15 protein-coding genes are annotated in these 16,156 nt (G+C 41.5%); 11 read left to right on the top strand and 4 right to left on the bottom strand.

Annotated elements, in window-relative coordinates:
• The first annotated feature begins 59 nt into the window (after nt 1-59).
• On the top strand, nt 60-629 hold the full coding sequence (locus I588_RS21985) for a VanZ family protein (RefSeq protein ID WP_010756827.1): 570 nt from the start codon (nt 60-62) through the stop codon (nt 627-629).
• Between the two features lie 25 nt (nt 630-654).
• Here I588_RS21985 and I588_RS21980 read toward each other — a convergent pair whose 3' ends face one another.
• The gene (locus tag I588_RS21980) at nt 655-1,485 is read right to left on the bottom strand and encodes an AraC family transcriptional regulator (RefSeq protein WP_010756828.1); all 831 of its coding nucleotides are present in this window, start codon (nt 1,483-1,485) and stop codon (nt 655-657) included.
• Nucleotides 1,486-1,616: 131 nt separating this feature from the next.
• Here I588_RS21980 and I588_RS21975 point away from each other — a divergent pair, with 131 nt between their 5' ends.
• From I588_RS21975 to tnpA, 4 genes are all read left to right on the top strand, one after another.
• A complete protein-coding gene (locus I588_RS21975; RefSeq protein ID WP_211219414.1) occupies nt 1,617-3,095 on the top strand; it encodes an amino acid permease in 1,479 nt (492 codons plus the stop codon).
• A complete protein-coding gene (gene ebgA, locus I588_RS21970; RefSeq protein ID WP_034693098.1) occupies nt 3,088-6,060 on the top strand; it encodes a beta-galactosidase subunit alpha in 2,973 nt (990 codons plus the stop codon). Before I588_RS21975 ends, ebgA begins: the two co-directional genes overlap by 8 nt.
• Nucleotides 6,061-6,123: 63 nt before the next feature.
• Nucleotides 6,124-6,462: a hypothetical protein gene (locus I588_RS21965; protein WP_010756831.1), complete on the top strand. Its 339-nt coding sequence runs from the start codon at nt 6,124-6,126 to the stop codon at nt 6,460-6,462.
• A 149-nt stretch (nt 6,463-6,611) separates the two neighbouring features.
• On the top strand, nt 6,612-7,085 hold the full coding sequence (gene tnpA / locus I588_RS21960) for an IS200/IS605 family transposase (protein WP_010755290.1): 474 nt from the start codon (nt 6,612-6,614) through the stop codon (nt 7,083-7,085).
• 137 nt (nt 7,086-7,222) lie between these two features.
• Here tnpA and I588_RS21955 read toward each other — a convergent pair whose 3' ends face one another.
• Both I588_RS21955 and I588_RS21950 read right to left on the bottom strand, forming a co-directional pair.
• Nucleotides 7,223-8,113, bottom strand: coding sequence for a GH25 family lysozyme (locus tag I588_RS21955; RefSeq protein WP_010756832.1), 891 nt, complete (start codon nt 8,111-8,113; stop codon nt 7,223-7,225).
• 170 nt (nt 8,114-8,283) lie between these two features.
• Nucleotides 8,284-9,750, bottom strand: coding sequence for an AcpB/EbpR/MafR family transcriptional regulator (locus I588_RS21950; protein ID WP_034693101.1), 1,467 nt, complete (start codon nt 9,748-9,750; stop codon nt 8,284-8,286).
• Nucleotides 9,751-10,250: 500 nt separating this feature from the next.
• Between I588_RS21950 and I588_RS21945 the strand changes: the two genes are divergently transcribed.
• The 4 genes from I588_RS21945 to I588_RS21930 all read left to right on the top strand — a co-directional run bounded on the left by I588_RS21945 (nt 10,251) and on the right by I588_RS21930 (nt 12,670).
• Complete coding sequence (locus tag I588_RS21945) at nt 10,251-11,000, top strand: helix-turn-helix domain-containing protein (protein WP_010756834.1); 750 nt, start codon at nt 10,251-10,253, stop codon at nt 10,998-11,000.
• 380 nt (nt 11,001-11,380) lie between these two features.
• On the top strand, nt 11,381-11,701 hold the full coding sequence (locus I588_RS21940) for a DsrE/DsrF/TusD sulfur relay family protein (RefSeq protein WP_010756835.1): 321 nt from the start codon (nt 11,381-11,383) through the stop codon (nt 11,699-11,701).
• Nucleotides 11,702-11,784: 83 nt separating this feature from the next.
• Nucleotides 11,785-12,387 (top strand): alpha/beta hydrolase, encoded by a 603-nt coding sequence (locus I588_RS21935; RefSeq protein WP_010756836.1) that lies wholly within the window; start codon nt 11,785-11,787, stop codon nt 12,385-12,387.
• 61 nt (nt 12,388-12,448) lie between these two features.
• Nucleotides 12,449-12,670: a hypothetical protein gene (locus tag I588_RS21930; protein WP_010756837.1), complete on the top strand. Its 222-nt coding sequence runs from the start codon at nt 12,449-12,451 to the stop codon at nt 12,668-12,670.
• Nucleotides 12,671-12,800: 130 nt separating this feature from the next.
• Here I588_RS21930 and I588_RS21925 read toward each other — a convergent pair whose 3' ends face one another.
• Entirely contained in the window at nt 12,801-13,694 is an 894-nt protein-coding gene (locus I588_RS21925; protein WP_010756838.1) for an LCP family protein, read from the bottom strand.
• Between the two features lie 196 nt (nt 13,695-13,890).
• Here I588_RS21925 and I588_RS21920 point away from each other — a divergent pair, with 196 nt between their 5' ends.
• Both I588_RS21920 and I588_RS21915 read left to right on the top strand, forming a co-directional pair.
• A complete protein-coding gene (locus I588_RS21920) occupies nt 13,891-14,925 on the top strand; it encodes an aspartate-semialdehyde dehydrogenase (protein ID WP_010756839.1) in 1,035 nt (344 codons plus the stop codon).
• Nucleotides 14,926-15,537: 612 nt separating this feature from the next.
• Nucleotides 15,538-16,152, top strand: coding sequence for a signal peptidase I (locus I588_RS21915; RefSeq protein ID WP_010756840.1), 615 nt, complete (start codon nt 15,538-15,540; stop codon nt 16,150-16,152).
• Nucleotides 16,153-16,156 lie beyond the last annotated feature (4 nt).

The following is a 16,156-nucleotide window of genomic DNA, read 5'->3' as shown; positions in this document are numbered from 1 at the left end:
ACTGAAGGCAAAGTTTTTCTGCTATAATAACCAAAAACCAGAAAGGCTTCACTTCCATCATGAAAAAAATCATCGCAGGAATTTTATCATTGATTGCCAGCTATGGCATTATATATTATTTGGTTATGCCGACATTGATGCATTATCCGCGTTTGGCGGGGATGATGCATCGTTTTGTTTATACAGATGAGGCGTTGTGGGCGTTTTTGTTTTTGAGTTTGTGGTTGTTCTATGTTCAGTGGGAGCGGCGGCAGCTGTGGACGGTTTATTTGTATTTGTTTTATAGTGTGTATGCGTTGTTGATGTTTATTGTGTTATTTACGAAGGCGGAGCATTATCATGCGTTGAATTTGGATATTCGGCAGGTGCCGTTGGAGTCGGGGGCGGCTGTGATTGAGTTTGTGTTGAATATTGGGTACTTTATTCCGTTGGGGATTTTGTATGGGATGCGGGCGCGGTTGGTTGAGGCGGTTGTTTTGTCTTTGGTGACGATTCTTGGTATTGAGACGTTGCAGTATGTTTTTTATTTGGGGACGTTTGATATTTGGGATGTGTTGACGAATTTTGCTGGTTGTATGATTGGGTATGGCTTATGTAATCAATTGAAGAAGCAGTTTAGAAAAGGTTAAGTCCGTGTGGCTTAACCTTTTCTTTTTAATGGACGCGATAGCGTAAGCGGAATTTATGGGGTGAGTAGCCTTTGTATTTGCTGAAGATTTTGGAGAAGTGGGAGTAGCTGGAGAAGCCGGTGAGTTGGGCGACTTCTTCGATGGAATAATTGGTTTTGCGGAGTAGCTCGCTGGCTTTGTTTAGGCGAAATTGGATCAGGTACTGCTGCGGGCTGGTGGTGACGTAACGTTTGAATAGCTTGTAAAGATAGCTGCGTTCGATTTTGATTTGGTCGCAGATGTTGGTAATTTGTAGTTCGTTATTGGCGTAATGTTGCTTGATAATGTCCAAAGCGGCGAGGACATATTGTTCGCCTTCGCTGGTGGAAAAGCGTAGAAGTTCTTCGTTTTGGACTATCAGGCAATTGAAAAATTCATAGATTTTGGCGATGGAGCCGTAGAGTTGACCGCTTTCGGCATAGTCATAAATGGCTTTAAACAACGTGTCGATGGTTTCTAATTTTTTGTATTTGTAGATGAAGGTGCCATCTAGCAGTCCGGCTTTTTTTAGAATGGCTTCGCATTGGCTGCCGCGGATGCCGATCCAGCGGTAGCTCCAGGGATTGCCGGATAGTGGGTAGTAATTATTTTTGGTGTCTGGTGGAATGACGAAGCCTTCGCCAGCAGAAAGTCGATGGACTTCGTCGTTAATAAAAAACAGGCCTTCGCCTTCTAAAATATAGTGAATCAGGTAATAATCGATTTTTTCGTATTGATAGGGTTCGCGTGGTTTGACGTCTTCAAAGCCGCATTCGAAGAGGGTCAGCTCTTGGCTGAGCACTTCTTGGGTTTGAAAGGTTCCGACAGAGTTAAACATTTTTTCTCCCTTCATTCAACATAATGACATATAGTAGCAACAAAATCCCCTTGGAAGTAGTTCCATTATAATTTAAGATGAAAGCGTAATCAATGGGTCCGGATCCCGATTATCGAATCATAGTTAGGAGAATGAATATGGAGACACGGAAGAAAATAAGTCCGGCTGCGTTGCTGTTAATGACGTTTACGGCAGTCTTTGCTTTCAACAATATTATTAACAACAGCATCAGCATTGGATTGGCATCAATTCCAGCATATATCTTTGCGACCCTGTGCTATTTCTTTCCTTTTGGATTGATGATCGGGGAGTTCGCTTCAGCTAACAGTGAGTCTGAGTCGGGTGTGCATAGCTGGATTAAGTCATCATTAGGTGAGAAGTGGGCGTTTTTAGGAGCGTGGTCATACTTTTTTGTTAATTTGTTTTACTTTACTTCTTTATTGCCGCAGATTTTGATTTATGCTTCGTATACGTTTTTGGGGCGTAATGTATTTGCGGGCAATCAGGCAACATTAGTGATTTCGTTAGTATCGATCGTGCTTTTTTGGCTGGCGACCTATGTCTCGATTAAAGGGGTTAGCTGGATTTCGATCATTACTAGTGTGTCGGGTGTGGCGCGGCTATTATTGGGAATTGGTTTTATTGTCTTAGCCTTTATTGTGGTGACCTTTTTAGGGGAGCCGGCTGCCCAGACTTTTACTGCTCAGTCAGTGACACCGAAGTTTAACTGGACCTTCTTTATGACGATGGCTTGGATTCTGCAGGCGGTCGGTGGCGCGGAAAGTGTGGGTGTCTACATTAAGGATGTTCGTGGCGGCAACAAAGTATTTGTGCGGACGATGCTGATTACTACTTTGTCGATTGGTTTGATCTATTGTTTAGGCTGTGTGGCAGTGGGGTTGGTTGTGCCGCAGGAAACATTAGCTAATAACTATTCGAATGGGTTGTTTGAGGCGTTCACGATTTTAGGGAATCATTTTGGGGTTGGCAACATTGTGACTAATATTGTTGGCTTAATTATGTTGTTTAGTGCGTTAGGTTCGTTGGTGTTATGGACGGCTGCGCCGGTAAAAGTGTTGTTCTCAGAAATTCCTGAGGGGATCTTTGGTAAATGGATGACTAAAACCAATGAGGAAGGAAATCCGACAAATGCGTTGCTGGTTCAAGCGATTGTGGTGACGATTCTGTTGATTATTCCGGCATTGGGCATTGGTTCGGTGGATACGCTGCTGCAAACATTGATTAATATGACGGCGGCGACTTCTTTGATTCCGGTATTGTTCTTGTTGATTGCGTACATTGTGCTGCGCTTGAAAAAAGAAGACATGCCCCGTAGTTTTAAGATGGGTAGTCGTAAGCTGGGGATTGTGGTGGGAACGTTGATTTTGGGCTTTTTCTTAGTGGCGTTCTTTATTTCGACTTTCCCATCACCTTTTGAAATTATGGCCTATTTGCAAACGGGGGTAGTGGCTGAGGGAGCAGCGAATCCGTTGTTTGTTTTAGCCTACAATGTTTTGGGAATTGTTATCTTCCTTGGATTTGCCTGGATTTGTTACCAACGCTATGAGAAAAAGAATAAAGCCTTAGAGGGGGGCAATGGACATGCATAAATTAAAACGCTGGGAAAATCATCAAATGAATCATATCAATCGTTTGCCGGAACGGGCACATTATTATAGTTACTTTAGCCAAGAGGATGGGCAGCAGGGGCAAATCCAAGCGCGCAATTTTCAGAGCTTAAATGGGGAATGGCGTTTCTTGTTTTTAGCAGCGCCGGAATATTCGCCAGAGGATTTTTATCAGGTGGATTGTCAGGAGGAGCAGTGGGATACGATTCCAGTACCGAGTAATTGGCAGCTGCAAGGCTATGGCAAGATGCACTATTCGGATTTGTGGTACAATTTCCCGATTATTCCGCCGAAAGTACCGACCGAGAATCCAACAGGAATTTATCGTCGAACGTTTGAGTTGGCAGAGGTGGATGCGAATGAACGCTATTTGCTGAAATTTAATGGCGTGGATTCAGCTTTTGAGATTTATGTAAATGGGGAGTTTGTTGGGTACAGTAAAGGGGCGCGTTTGCAAAGTGAATTTGATCTTTCGGACTTTGTGCAGGCTGGCAGTAATCAGTTAACGGTTCGGGTATTTCAGTGGTCAGATGGAACCTATTTGGAAGATCAGGACATGTGGTGGCTGAGCGGGATTTTTCGTGATGTGGAATTTTATTCGATTCCTCGTGCTGGTTTGTATGATGTAACAGTTGTAGCGACGACGGATGACAGCTATCAAACGGGTCAGCTAATGGTTACCCCTCAGCTATCGGCTTGGGCAGAACAAACGATTCGTTATCGGTTAAGCTTAGCTGGTGAAGTGGTAATGGAGAAGACGCTGGCGGCTGATGAAGTGCTGCAGGAAGAAGTTATGGATGTGCAGCTGTGGTCGGCTGAGTCGCCAACCTTGTATTTGCTGGAAATGGAAGTGTGGCAGGAGGAATTGGTTGAATATATTCCAGTGAGCATTGGTTTCCGCCGAGTTGAAGTTCAGGGCAAGCAGTTCTTGTTCAACGGCCAGCCGATTGTTTTAAAAGGGGTCAATCGCCACGATTATAGTCCTAAGAACGGTCGGGTTGTCACTCGTGAAAGTATTGAAAGTGATATCCAATTGATGAAGCAGCACAACATTAATGCGATTCGCACGTCTCATTATCCAAATGCGCCTTATTTTTATGAGTTGTGTGATGAATACGGCATGTATGTGATTGATGAAACGGACTTGGAATGTCACGGTTTTGAGTTGACCAATGACTACAACTGGATTTCTGATAATCCTCAATGGGAAGCAGCGTATGTCAATCGTTTGTCCCGCATGATTCACCGGGATAAAAATCATCCGTCGATTATTATGTGGTCGCTGGGCAATGAATCTGGTTTTGGCAACAATTTTCGGGCGATGGCGGCCTTTGCTAAGAAAACTGATCCAACCCGTTTGGTTCATTACGAAGGAGACTTTGAAGCTGAAGTTACCGATGTGTATTCCACAATGTACACTTGGCTGGAGCATGATGAAAAATTAACGATGACCGAAGTGATTGAAAAGACCCAAAAGCCGCATATTCTTTGCGAGTATGGGCATGCGATGGGGAATGGTCCAGGGAACTTGAAGGAATATCAGGAGCTGTTTTATGGTCATGACCAATTGCAGGGGGGCTTTATTTGGGAATGGTTTGATCAAGGGATTCAGGCAGTGGATGATCAGGGCCAGACCTATTATAAATACGGCGGCGACTTTGGCGATGTACCGAACAACAGCAACTTCTGTATTGATGGTTTGCTGCAGCCGGATCGGACGGTTTCTACCAGCTTAACGGAGTTGAAGAAAATTTTTGAGCCTTTTGAATTGCAGATGGTTAATCGTCAGGCTGGTGTGTACCAGCTGGTGAATCATTTGGAATTTACCACCACCGATGCCTATGATTTCCGTTATGAGGTGCAGGTTGAAGGGAAGGTGGTTGACAAAGGGTCTGTAACGATACCGACCATTCAGCCCCAGCAACAGGGAACCTTTATTTGCTCAGCTAAAGCAGCCGAAAAACCAGATCAGCTGGTTACCTTGCATTTAATTACGCAAGCTAAAGAAACGACTAATTGGTGTGAAGCTGGGTTTGAATTGAGTCGCGCGGTTGTTACTCTGCAGGAACCACAGCTTTCAATTACACACGGTGAGGTACCGATAAAAGTAGAGAATCAACGGACAGAGCTGAAGGTGTCCACTGAAAATGGCATTTTCACCTTTGATAAAGTTTTCGGTGAGTTGACGATTCAAAAGGGTGAGCAGCAGCTGATCGGGCCGAAGATGAATTTCTGGCGGGCGCCGATTGATAACGATATGTATCTGATCGAGGATTACTACAATAAATACTTCATGAATTTGTGGCATGAAACGCTGGTGGGCTTTGCCTATGAAGAGCAGCCAACTCAGTGTGTCGTCACGATTCAAAAATATTTGGGCACCACTAACAGCTCGTGGTATTTTGATATCAGTCAAACCTATACGATTTCTGGTGATGGCAAAATGACGGTGGCAATCGCTGGCCTGGCGACTGGCCGCAAAGATCAGGCACCGGCGATGCTTCCACGGATTGGGGTTAAGCTGGTTCTGCCAAAATCCTATGAAGCGGTAACCTATCGCGGCTTAGGCCCACATGAAAACTATTGCGATTCTCGTGAATCGGTGTATCCGGGAGTTTTCGAGGACACGGTGGCTGGAATGTATGTGCCTTACGTATATCCGCAGGAACATGGCAACCGCATGGAGGTAGATTATTTGGCATTGAGCAATGGGGATCATCGTGTAACGATTCAAGCACCAGATAAATTGAATTTTAGTGTCTCTCATTTTGCTGATGAAACCTTGGAAAAAGCCAAGCATACGAATGAATTAGTGGAAGACGAGGCAACTTACCTGTATCTGGATTACAAACAAAATGGTCTTGGCAGTAATGCCTGCGGGCAGGATCAGCTGCAGAAATATCGGTGCACCTTCGACGATTTCTCATTTGCTTTTACCTTAGAATAAACACTCAAACCTCCGTCAACTGTGATAAAATAAAACTGGAAGCATGTGATAGGGGGAGTACAGATGGCGGAGGGATTTTCCTTTCGAGAGTTGGAGTTGTTACCGGTGAGTGTGACCTTGAGTCCTGAAGAATTAAGGTCAAGGATGACATTTGATGGTGCGATTAGTCATGAACGATTGAAGGATTCAGATTTTGTCTACTTTATGATGACAAAGCACGATTTGGAAGAATTGCTGGAGAAGCTGGGTCCGCTTGATCCGGAGAAGCCGGCATTGTATCAGATCAAGGGTTCATTGATTTCCAGCCGGTTAAAGAATGAAGCGGTGGATGGTTATTATTTGCCAACGCAATGGGGCTTTATGCGAGTAAATTTATTTAATGAAGAGGAGACGTCGGAATAGACGCTCCTCTTTTTGTTGTATGCTTTGAAAACCACCTGCTATGCAGGTGGTTCCGGAGAGCTTCCAGCGTGGTAGTGAAAAAACCTCCTAGAATGTTAAACTGATGCTGGTTTCCCGACCGCATCGCAAACAAATTAGGAGGTACCCTTATGAAAAAGGACAAAGAAAGTTTATCACATACCAGTTGGAGATGTAAGTACCACGTTGTATTTGCCCCAAAGTATAGAAGGCAGATTATCTATGGAAAATACAAACAAAGCATCGGCGAGATTATTCGAGAATTATGCGAACGAAAAGGAGTAGAAATTCTCGAAGCAAATGCCTGTAAAGACCACATTCACCTACTTGTTAGCGTCCCGCCCAAAATAAGTATTTCTCAATTCATGGGTTACTTGAAAGGAAAAAGTAGTTTGATGATATTCGATCGTCATTCCAATCTAAAATATCGTTATGGGAATCGAAAATTTTGGTGTCGTGGCTATTACGTGGATACAGTCGGACGAAACAAGGAGAAGATAGCAGAATATATTCGTAATCAATTACAAGATGATTATGCAGCAGATCAGTTAACATTATTTGAAGAATATGATCCGTTTACAGGAGAAAAAAACAAAAAGAAATAACCCGAGATTCTTTTAGAATCAGTGGGTAATAGTGGTGCGGGAGGAAGCTCCTTCAGAAGGCCTTTTAGGCCAAGGCCGGTAAAAGAGGCTTTCAGCCGAAGAGCAAACCACCCGTTACCACGGGTGGTTTTGATTTGTTAACGAAAAGTCCCCCAGGCTGTGCCGGTTCTTACCGTACCATTTGATGGTCCTGTCGCTAAATAGGCGACGGTGCCGTCTCCTCGGGGTTGACGAATCCAGACATACCCATTTTGATGAGCAAAGGCATTGTAATGGACCTCGGAACCTGCGGGCAGCACAGCTAAGCTTTGAGCACTGGCAGAAGGCTCAGTTCGTAAATGAATGGCTGTGTTTAAAGTGAAAATGCCTTTCTCAGCAGTTCCCCAGCTCGGTGTCGGTGAGGGGGCGGCTGTGGAAGCACCATCGGTAAAATAGCTAAGAGGTTTTGTCCCTGCTAAACGATTCAAATCCAATGCGCCGGCATAACCGGCCAGCCGTCCGACAGAGGTATACTGATGCAAATCATACTGGTTGGAAGCAGTTGGGTTAGCTCCTTGGTAGCTGCCGGTATTCGCACCATAGGTTGGCAGCCAAATCGCATCGAAATTTTCGGTAACCAGATTGAAGGTGCTATAAAGATGGTTGGCGATATAAGCACCGACTTTTTTGCCAGAAAGTTCCTTGAGCTTGCGGCGGTAGCATTCTACACCGCCCCGCATGTCAGCCATCGATTGTTCTTCAACGTCCAGCCAGTAAAAGGTGGGGTTGTATTGTTTAGCTCGTTCGTAAAAGCTGCGAGCTTCTTCTTCCATATCGTGATGATTGACACCGCGAACCCAAGCATAGACGGCGACAGGTACGCCTAGCGCCTGGAAGTTTTCAATATGGGTTCGGTAATGTTTGTCTTCATAGGCAGAACCGTATTGTACGCGGACAATTACGTGAGCCACCTGTTGAGCCAGTTGCTGGTAATTAATTTGCGAAGGCACCTGCCATTCGCTGATATCTAAAATAATTGGTTGGGTCATGTTATCCCTTCTTTTCTTCAGGTATTTGGCAAGCTTGCTACCCTTATCATGCCTGAAGGAACTGGTAGAAAACAATGGCCGAAATTATACTTTAAGGGTAAAACATTTCTTAAAAATATAAGGTAAAATACGTTCATCATGTATCGGCTGACACAAGCTTATCCATCAGTTTAGGGTTGAACATTGGGGAGCGGATTGGTCAACGCATGCTTCAAGCCATTTTCAAACTTTTTTCGAATTGCAAAATCAGCGAGTTCATTTAAATATTTAATGTCAGAAATGGTTGGATAGATATCAGTGACAATACAGTTGTCCAGCTTCAAGGTGGTCAAACTAGTCATAATAAAGTCATAGCCTGCCAGCTCCGCCTCACTATACTGAGCATTGCAGTAATCCTCGTAGTCAATCACTTCAAACGCCAAATTATTGGTAAAGGAATTGTTCAATTGATAAGCAAACAGCTCACTATGCTCCTTATCATAGGTATACAAAACCCCCACCCGTTTTTTCACTTGGTGCTCCTTGATTAATCTAGTCAAGGTAGTTTCATTAATCAACAGAGAATACATTATTTCAAAAAACAGCCCATCTGCACCAATTATGGTTCTCAAATGTAGAATTTCGTGATAGAGCTTTTCGGAGATTTCCTTTGAAAAGCAGCTGTTTTGTTCAAAGAAGTTTAAAACAAAGCGATGTCTTCTCTTATTTAAAATATAGTTAGGTCCGATGTAAAGCAAAAGAGCTACATCGATAAGACGCTTGTCATCAAAGGTTTCGGTACAGTTAAACAGGGAATACAACGTTTGGAAAAAGGAAACAAACGACTCCTTTTTTCTTACCAGTTCAGGAACGGTAATTTTTTCCTCCAAAAATAAGTACAGCTGGGAGAAAACATGGTTGATATGACCAGAGAAACTTACAGAGAAGGTTTCCTCGAAATCCTGATAGCTGAAGACGGATTTGAACGTTTCTACGTTGTCGAATTCTTGATTCAAGTGTTCAGGGAAATGCTTGCTTAATTTGATGATGACCCATAACCAAGTCTTAATGCGATGTCTATTTTGCAGACCACCTACCAGTGGAAGATTCGCAAAGCTAGGGATTAATTGATCCAGCAATTGGTTTTCTTTTGGAGATATGTATTCGTCAGCAAAGTCATATTTTTCGAACATATAAGCAATAAAGAAAGCACAAATTTTGTAATCGTCTCCTTGAAATCTAAAGGGTGAATCGCTTAGGGAAAAGCCATAGGATTCGCAAACCTTTTTTAACGTATGCCGCAGCTGGTTGCACTGGGAACGGCTGATACCAAATCGTTGAACAATCTCCTTCGTCTGGATAAAAGGATTCAGGAAAATAATCTCCAATAGCTGCAGCTGAATCGAATGCTGATAAAAGTAACGATAAATCGTGCTGTAGGTTGTGCGATTATTCCGCTTAAGAAAATAAGTTCCTTTTCCCTTTTGGATATGGAAGAAGTCGGTGGACTGCTTCACTTCATCAATATAGGTGCGAATTGTCTGTTTTGAAGCACCAGTTAATGTCTCCAGCTCCTCAATTGTAATCTCATTCTTTTCTAAAAAAGCCTCCATGATAATCAGCTGAGTTTGATGTTTTGTGGATAATAGTTGCTTCATAGGCCCACTTCCTTCAATAATATGTGTATTAGATGAATATTCGTTTAAAACAAGGATATAAGAATCGGTCATAATTTTAATCTCTATTATAACAAAAAAATAACGGAATCCAATAGATAGAATATTCTTTTTGATTTTCACTAGTATGTGGTTGAAAAATTATTTCTATACAATAGAAAAAAAATCAGTAAATTAGAATAAGGTAATAAAAGGTTCGTTAGCATATGAAAAACTAGTTTTTGCTGTTAAAAATAAAATAATGAAGAAAATTGAGTTGAATAGAACTAATTTTATATTGCTAGATGTTGTTTGTCTTGACAATCCATCACTTATTAACAGAAAGTTATAATTAATGTTTTCCAGTTTTTAATGCTCTTAGAATAAACCCACATTATGCCTTCGAGCAAAAAGTGAGCACAACACTTGATGTTTTTTTAAAATAAGTATGGAAAAGTTAAGAGAGTCAGCAGCTAGATATTCAAAGAAATGGGGATTTTTTAATGCAAAAAATTTTAGTGTTGACCAGAAATATTTTAAACGAGAAAAGTCTGCAGGAGAATATTCAACGACTGAGTCATGAAGTATATTGTACTTTCTGTGATTTTGACCAATTAAACAATAAAGTTTTCTTGATGAATGTCATCAATTTTTTCCCAATTGTGATCATTAGTGAAACAATTTCCGATCATCAGATGGTTGAAATCTTGAAGGTTTTAAATACGAAAGATATCAAAGTCTTTAGAAAGGTTGAAAGTCTGCCAGATAAACAGGATCGCGAGAAATACGCAGATCTAGAAATAGATGGCTGGATCGAAGCAGCTGATACATTTGAAATCTTGCGTGAAAAGTTAGAACGTACCAACACAAGCAGCGCGACACAAGCGGAAGCGATGAACAGTTCATCAACGATCAATACTCCTAATCAATTTTTCTTGGCGGAAGGGGATCAATTCCTACGGGCGTTACGCAAGCTTTCCAGCAACGAAAGAAAAGTGTTCTACTATTTAGTTTCGGTAGATAATCAAACCATTTCGCGTAAAGCGATTTGCGAACATATTTGGTCAGAGGAATTAACCAACTCTCAGCTTTCTTCATTATCAAACATTGTGAAAAAAATCCGTGGAAAATTCCAGGATGTGGGCATTCATGACGAAATTATTAAGAATCACTGGAAAAAAGGCTATGCCTTTACTGACAAGTTCTGGCAATTAATCCAACTGGCTAAATCAGAAGGCCAATTGGCTGGATAAAAAATAGTGAATAAGAAGCAGCGCAGGGGAGAATGATATACATACCTGCGCTGCTTTTCTGTAAGAAGTGGGAAAGCTTGGTGAGGAGTTATTGATTAGTGGCAAAAGCCATGGCTAAAAAGTAGACAGCTGAATTGAAATAGTTAATCAAGCTATGCGAAAAAATCCGCTCATAGCCAAGTGTTTTCCAGAGAAAAGAAGATAAGTTGAATTAAATAGATTGCGTGCATTTCAACGATCAGCTATTTTAGATGACAGCAAAGAACAGAAGAATATCCGTCTGGTTTTCAGAGATCAGAAGCTCTTGTCTAAATTCTAGAAACTACTATACTTATAACTAATGAGACAATTAATTAACTAGAGTTGAAGGAGCGAAAACCATGAAATTAGCGATTATTTTAGAAACGAAGGAACACGAAAAAGCCTGGAATGCTTTTCGTTTTGGCGTAGCCAGTTTGAAAAAGCAGCACGAGGTTAAATTCTTTTTGATGGGAGAAGCGGTTGAAGTGGAAGCCATCGTGGATGAAGAATACGACGTCCCAGCCCAAATGAAAAAGCTGGAGGAAAATGGTGGGGAGCTGTTGGCTTGCGGTACTTGTCTGAAGTCTCGGCAATTAGAAGACAAAACCAGCTGTCCGGTTTCTACCATGTTTGATTGTGTAGAAATGGTGGAATGGGCGGATAAAGTGGTCACTTTCTAATCAAGTCGCAAACAGATTCTTTGCTATCTATTGTCGAACATGCTACCTTTAACTTATAAAAAGTAAGTAACGGAGGATGAGCGATGAAAACTTTATACGATGCTGGGCAAGCGGGCGGCAAGAATTTATTGCTGCTGCATGGAACTGGCGGCGACGAAACCTCACTCGTAGATATTGCCCGTTTTTTAGATGGCAGCTGCCGGATTCTGTCTTTTCGAGGGGAAATTCAAGAAGAGGGCATGAATCGCTTTTTTAAACGGAATGGGTTGAATCAATTTGACGTTGAAAGCTTGGAAGAGGAAACGGATAAGCTGTTAGCGGCGATCGAAAAAGAAAGCAAGGAGAAAGGCGTAGCGATGGAGGATTGGGTACTGGTTGGCTATTCTAACGGTGCGAACATTGCTGCTCACTTATTGCTGGAACGAGAAACGCCTTTGCGTAAGGGCTTGTTTTTCCATCCTATGTCGTTAGAAGTTCATACGAAAACCTTTGATTTGTCGGATAAGAAGGTATGGTTGTCTTATGGCGGCGATCGTGATCCGATTGTTAGCCAAGAATCCTTTGATGAATTAGTCACCGCCTTCCAAAAGCGCAACGGGAACGTATTTGTTGAAGAGACAAGCACGGGTCATCAGATTAATATGGAAGAGCTGCAGTCTGCCCGTAATTGGCTGGAAGGCTTGTAAGCAGATTAGTTGCAAAAAGCGCTGACAATGCCTACTCTTAAGGAAAGAGGAGGTCATGATTATGACAGACACAAGCAAAGAATTAAAAGATGCGAAGGACAAAACAAAAGGCAAAGCTAATGAAGCTGCTGGTAAAGTCAAAGGCGACAAAAGCCAAGAGCTAAAAGGCAAAGGCCAATCACTTGGTGCAGACCTTAAGAATGATGCTCGTCATTTAGGTGATGAGATTAAAGAAGAAGGCCACAAGCTGAAAGAAAAATTCAGTAAGAAAAAAGAAGACTAACAATACTGACTGACGATCCTGATGGGTTGTCAGTTTTTTGCGGGTAAATAAAAATGCTGCAGCTAACGACTTCTTCAGGAGAAGTTGCTATCTGCAGCTTACTGGTCTGGTTAGGCGAGACCATTTTAGGTTATTCAGTTAGAAATTTCTCAACTGCTTCAGCGTTTTGCTGAGCATCTAATTCAATGACACTGCCGCTTTCTGTATAATCATTGAATTGCCAAGAGCCGTCCACTGGTACTGCTAAGGTTTCGATTTTTTCCGTTTCGCCTAGAGCGAAATCTTTTCCGACACTTAACATCGTACTTTCTGGAACGTTGGTTTCGACATATCCCAGCAGCTTACCGGTTGTTTTAGGTAGCTTGGTTAAGCTGGTTACATTAGTAATTTGGCTGGCGATTGCCCCCATCACTTGCTGCTGGCGTCGCACGCGGCCAAAGTCGCCTTCTTCGTCTTCACGGAAGCGCGAGTATTGCAGTAGGGTATTTCCATCCATTTTTTGTTTGCCCTTTTTAATAAAAACACCGTCTAAGTCTAAATCCTTTTCAGCGTTAATCGTTACGCCTTTAGGAAATAAGGTGTCCACAGCATCTTTGAAATGATCGAAATCAATTACTACATAGTATTGAATAGGCAGGTTGAAGTTTTCCTCTAAGGTTTTTCGCACCAGTTCAATGCCGCCATAAGAATAAGCAGCGTTGATTTTGTCCATCCCATATCCTGGAATATCTACGTAGCTGTCTCGCATGATCGATACCAGCTTAGGAACTTTCTTGGATTGGTCGTAATGAGCCACCATCAGTGAATCGGAGCGTCCCCGGTCCTCGCCGCGGGAATCTGAACCGATAATCAGTACATTCAAGTCGTTCACATCAGGGGCTTCAGTTCCATTAAACTCAATGGATGCCTCAGTCGTTTTATTCTTAGATGATTCATAGCCGTTAATAAAAGAAAAAGCGAAGTAACCTTCAACAAGCACAATAACGCCTAGCAGGATCAACAGTCCGCGTTTGACAGCTTTCATAAATAGACCTCATTTCTAATCTTGTACGTGCTTATTATGAACTTTTTTCACCAGATGGGTAGTCTAATCAGTAAGAGAATGCGAAAACTTAGAAAAAAATAAAAAAATGTTCGCTAATGTTCGGAAAACAATGGTTGTCTTTTAGGCAGTATATGATAGAATGATAAAAATACTATGAAGTGAAAGAGTGATTGAAATGAGAAAAGTCAATGTGGCTGTCGTAGGTGCCTCTGGTGCTGTTGGTACACAAATGATCAAAATGTTAGAAGAAACATCCATGTCTTTAGGGGAAGTGAAGTTCCTTGCTTCCATCCGTTCAGCAGGTAAAGAATTAACCTTTAATGGAGAAACCAAGATCATTGAAGAATTAGTGCCTGAATCCTTTGAAGGCGTTGATTTGGCTTTGTTCTCAGCAGGCGGCGGTATTTCTGCTAAATTCGCTCCTGAAGCAGTAAAACGTGGAGCAGTCGTGGTAGACAACACTAGTCACTTCCGGATGGATAAAGAAGTTCCTTTAGTTGTGCCTGAAGTAAATCCTGAAGCATTACGAGATCATAAAGGAATTATTGCCAACCCTAACTGCTCAACCATTCAAATGATGGTGGCTTTAGAACCTGTTCGTAAAGCGTTCGGACTGAAACGAATCATTGTTTCAACCTATCAAGCTGTATCAGGTGCTGGCAATCAAGCAATGGAAGAATTAAAGACCCAAACGCAAGCTTTCTTAAACGATGAACCCATGACAGCTGAAATCCTGCCATGTGGGGGAGATAAGAAGCATTATCCATTGGCCTTCAATGCCTTGCCGCAAATCGATGTATTCGCCAAAGAAGGCTATACCTACGAAGAGTGGAAAATGGTAAACGAAACTAAGAAAATTATGTCAGACGATAGCATCCAGGTCTCAGCAACCTGCGTGCGAATTCCAGTCCTGTCGGGTCATTCTGAATCTATTTATATCGAAACAGAAAAACCAGCAACCGTGAAAGAAATCCAAGACGTGATAGCTAATTTCCCTGGAGCTGTTTTAGAAGATGATCCAAGTCAACAAATTTATCCACAAGCTTTAAACAGCGTTGGCAAAAAGGAAACCTTCGTAGGACGGATTCGTAAAGACTTAGATGTAGATACTGGCGTGCACATGTGGGTAGTCTCAGACAACCTATTAAAAGGTGCCGCTTGGAACTCTGTTCAAATCGCAGAGAAAATGGTAGAAATGGATTTACTGTAAACAGAATCGAAAAAAGGCATTCTCTATTCAGAGGATGCTTTTTTGTTATTTAAAATTGTAAAAAAGGAACTTAAAAAAACGATAGTTGTTTTTTGGATAAATAGTAAGATTAGTAGTTTAATCAGTGGATTCAAGGTAAATAAAGGGCTTAGATAGATTGAAATGAGTGAAAGGTGAGAATAAATAGCAAAAAGTTACATCTATTGGTAGTCGAAGCTAGTTATAATTCCTGTTATACTTAAAAACTTTAAAAAATATAAATTAAAAGAATATATGACTTAAAATAATAGCATTTACTGCTTGCTAAATGTCTATTAGCGAAAAAAAGACCTTTCTAAACTAGAAGAGATTGGTATTTGTCATAAGGATATTCAAAATAGATTTTTATAATAACCTAATGATGCCTTCTTATTATAGAAATGGAATATTCAAATGTTTTAAAATTCGATAAACATCTTGTTTTTTAAAAATTGTTATATTATTATTATTATTGTATAAGAATAAGTAGTCAATTAGATCTTTACTGGGGAAGTTGAGACAGATAATACTTATTAGATAAGGTACTTTTGTTTTGTAAGAAGGGGGTGCTCGCTTTTGTTGGAGGAAGGTGAAATGGAAATTCACAAAGAGAACAACGTCGAGGTAACGGAAAGTAAAGAAAAGCGAAAGAAATCACAAAAATCGCTGCCACAAAGGATTACAGGATGGATAGCCATTGTTATATGCCTGTTGTTGTTACCGATTTTGATTGCGAACTTAGTGATTATCGTAAAAGGAAGCTTGAATCCAGATGAAATTCCAACGGTGATGGGCTATGCACCGATGGCGGTTGTGACGAATTCCATGAATACTGGGGAGCCAGATGCTATTCGAGCAGGTGATATGGTAATTACCAAGCAAACCAATCCAGACACTTTAGAGGTTGGCGATGTGATCATGTTTAAGAATAATCAAACAGCGGTCATTCACCGAATCGTTGGCTACAACGAGGAAACCGATACATTCACCACTAAAGGAGATGCCAATGATACTGAGGATTTAGATCCGGTTCAAAAGAAAAATATCATTGGTAAGTTTATGCAGCGTGTGCCCAAGGTTGGAGATTTCATTTTATTCTCACGAACACCATTAGGCATGCTGATATGTATTGGAATTCCAATACTATTATTTTGGGGGTATGACTTTGTCGCGAAGCGTCTCACGCGCCGCAAGGAAGTCAGATCATAAATTA

It is taken from the genome of Enterococcus pallens ATCC BAA-351, from assembly GCF_000407485.1.
Classification (GTDB): Bacteria; Bacillota; Bacilli; order Lactobacillales; family Enterococcaceae; genus Enterococcus_A; species Enterococcus_A pallens.
The sequence above is the reverse complement of the archived record's forward strand: the minus strand, read 5'-3'. Positions and strand labels throughout refer to the sequence as shown.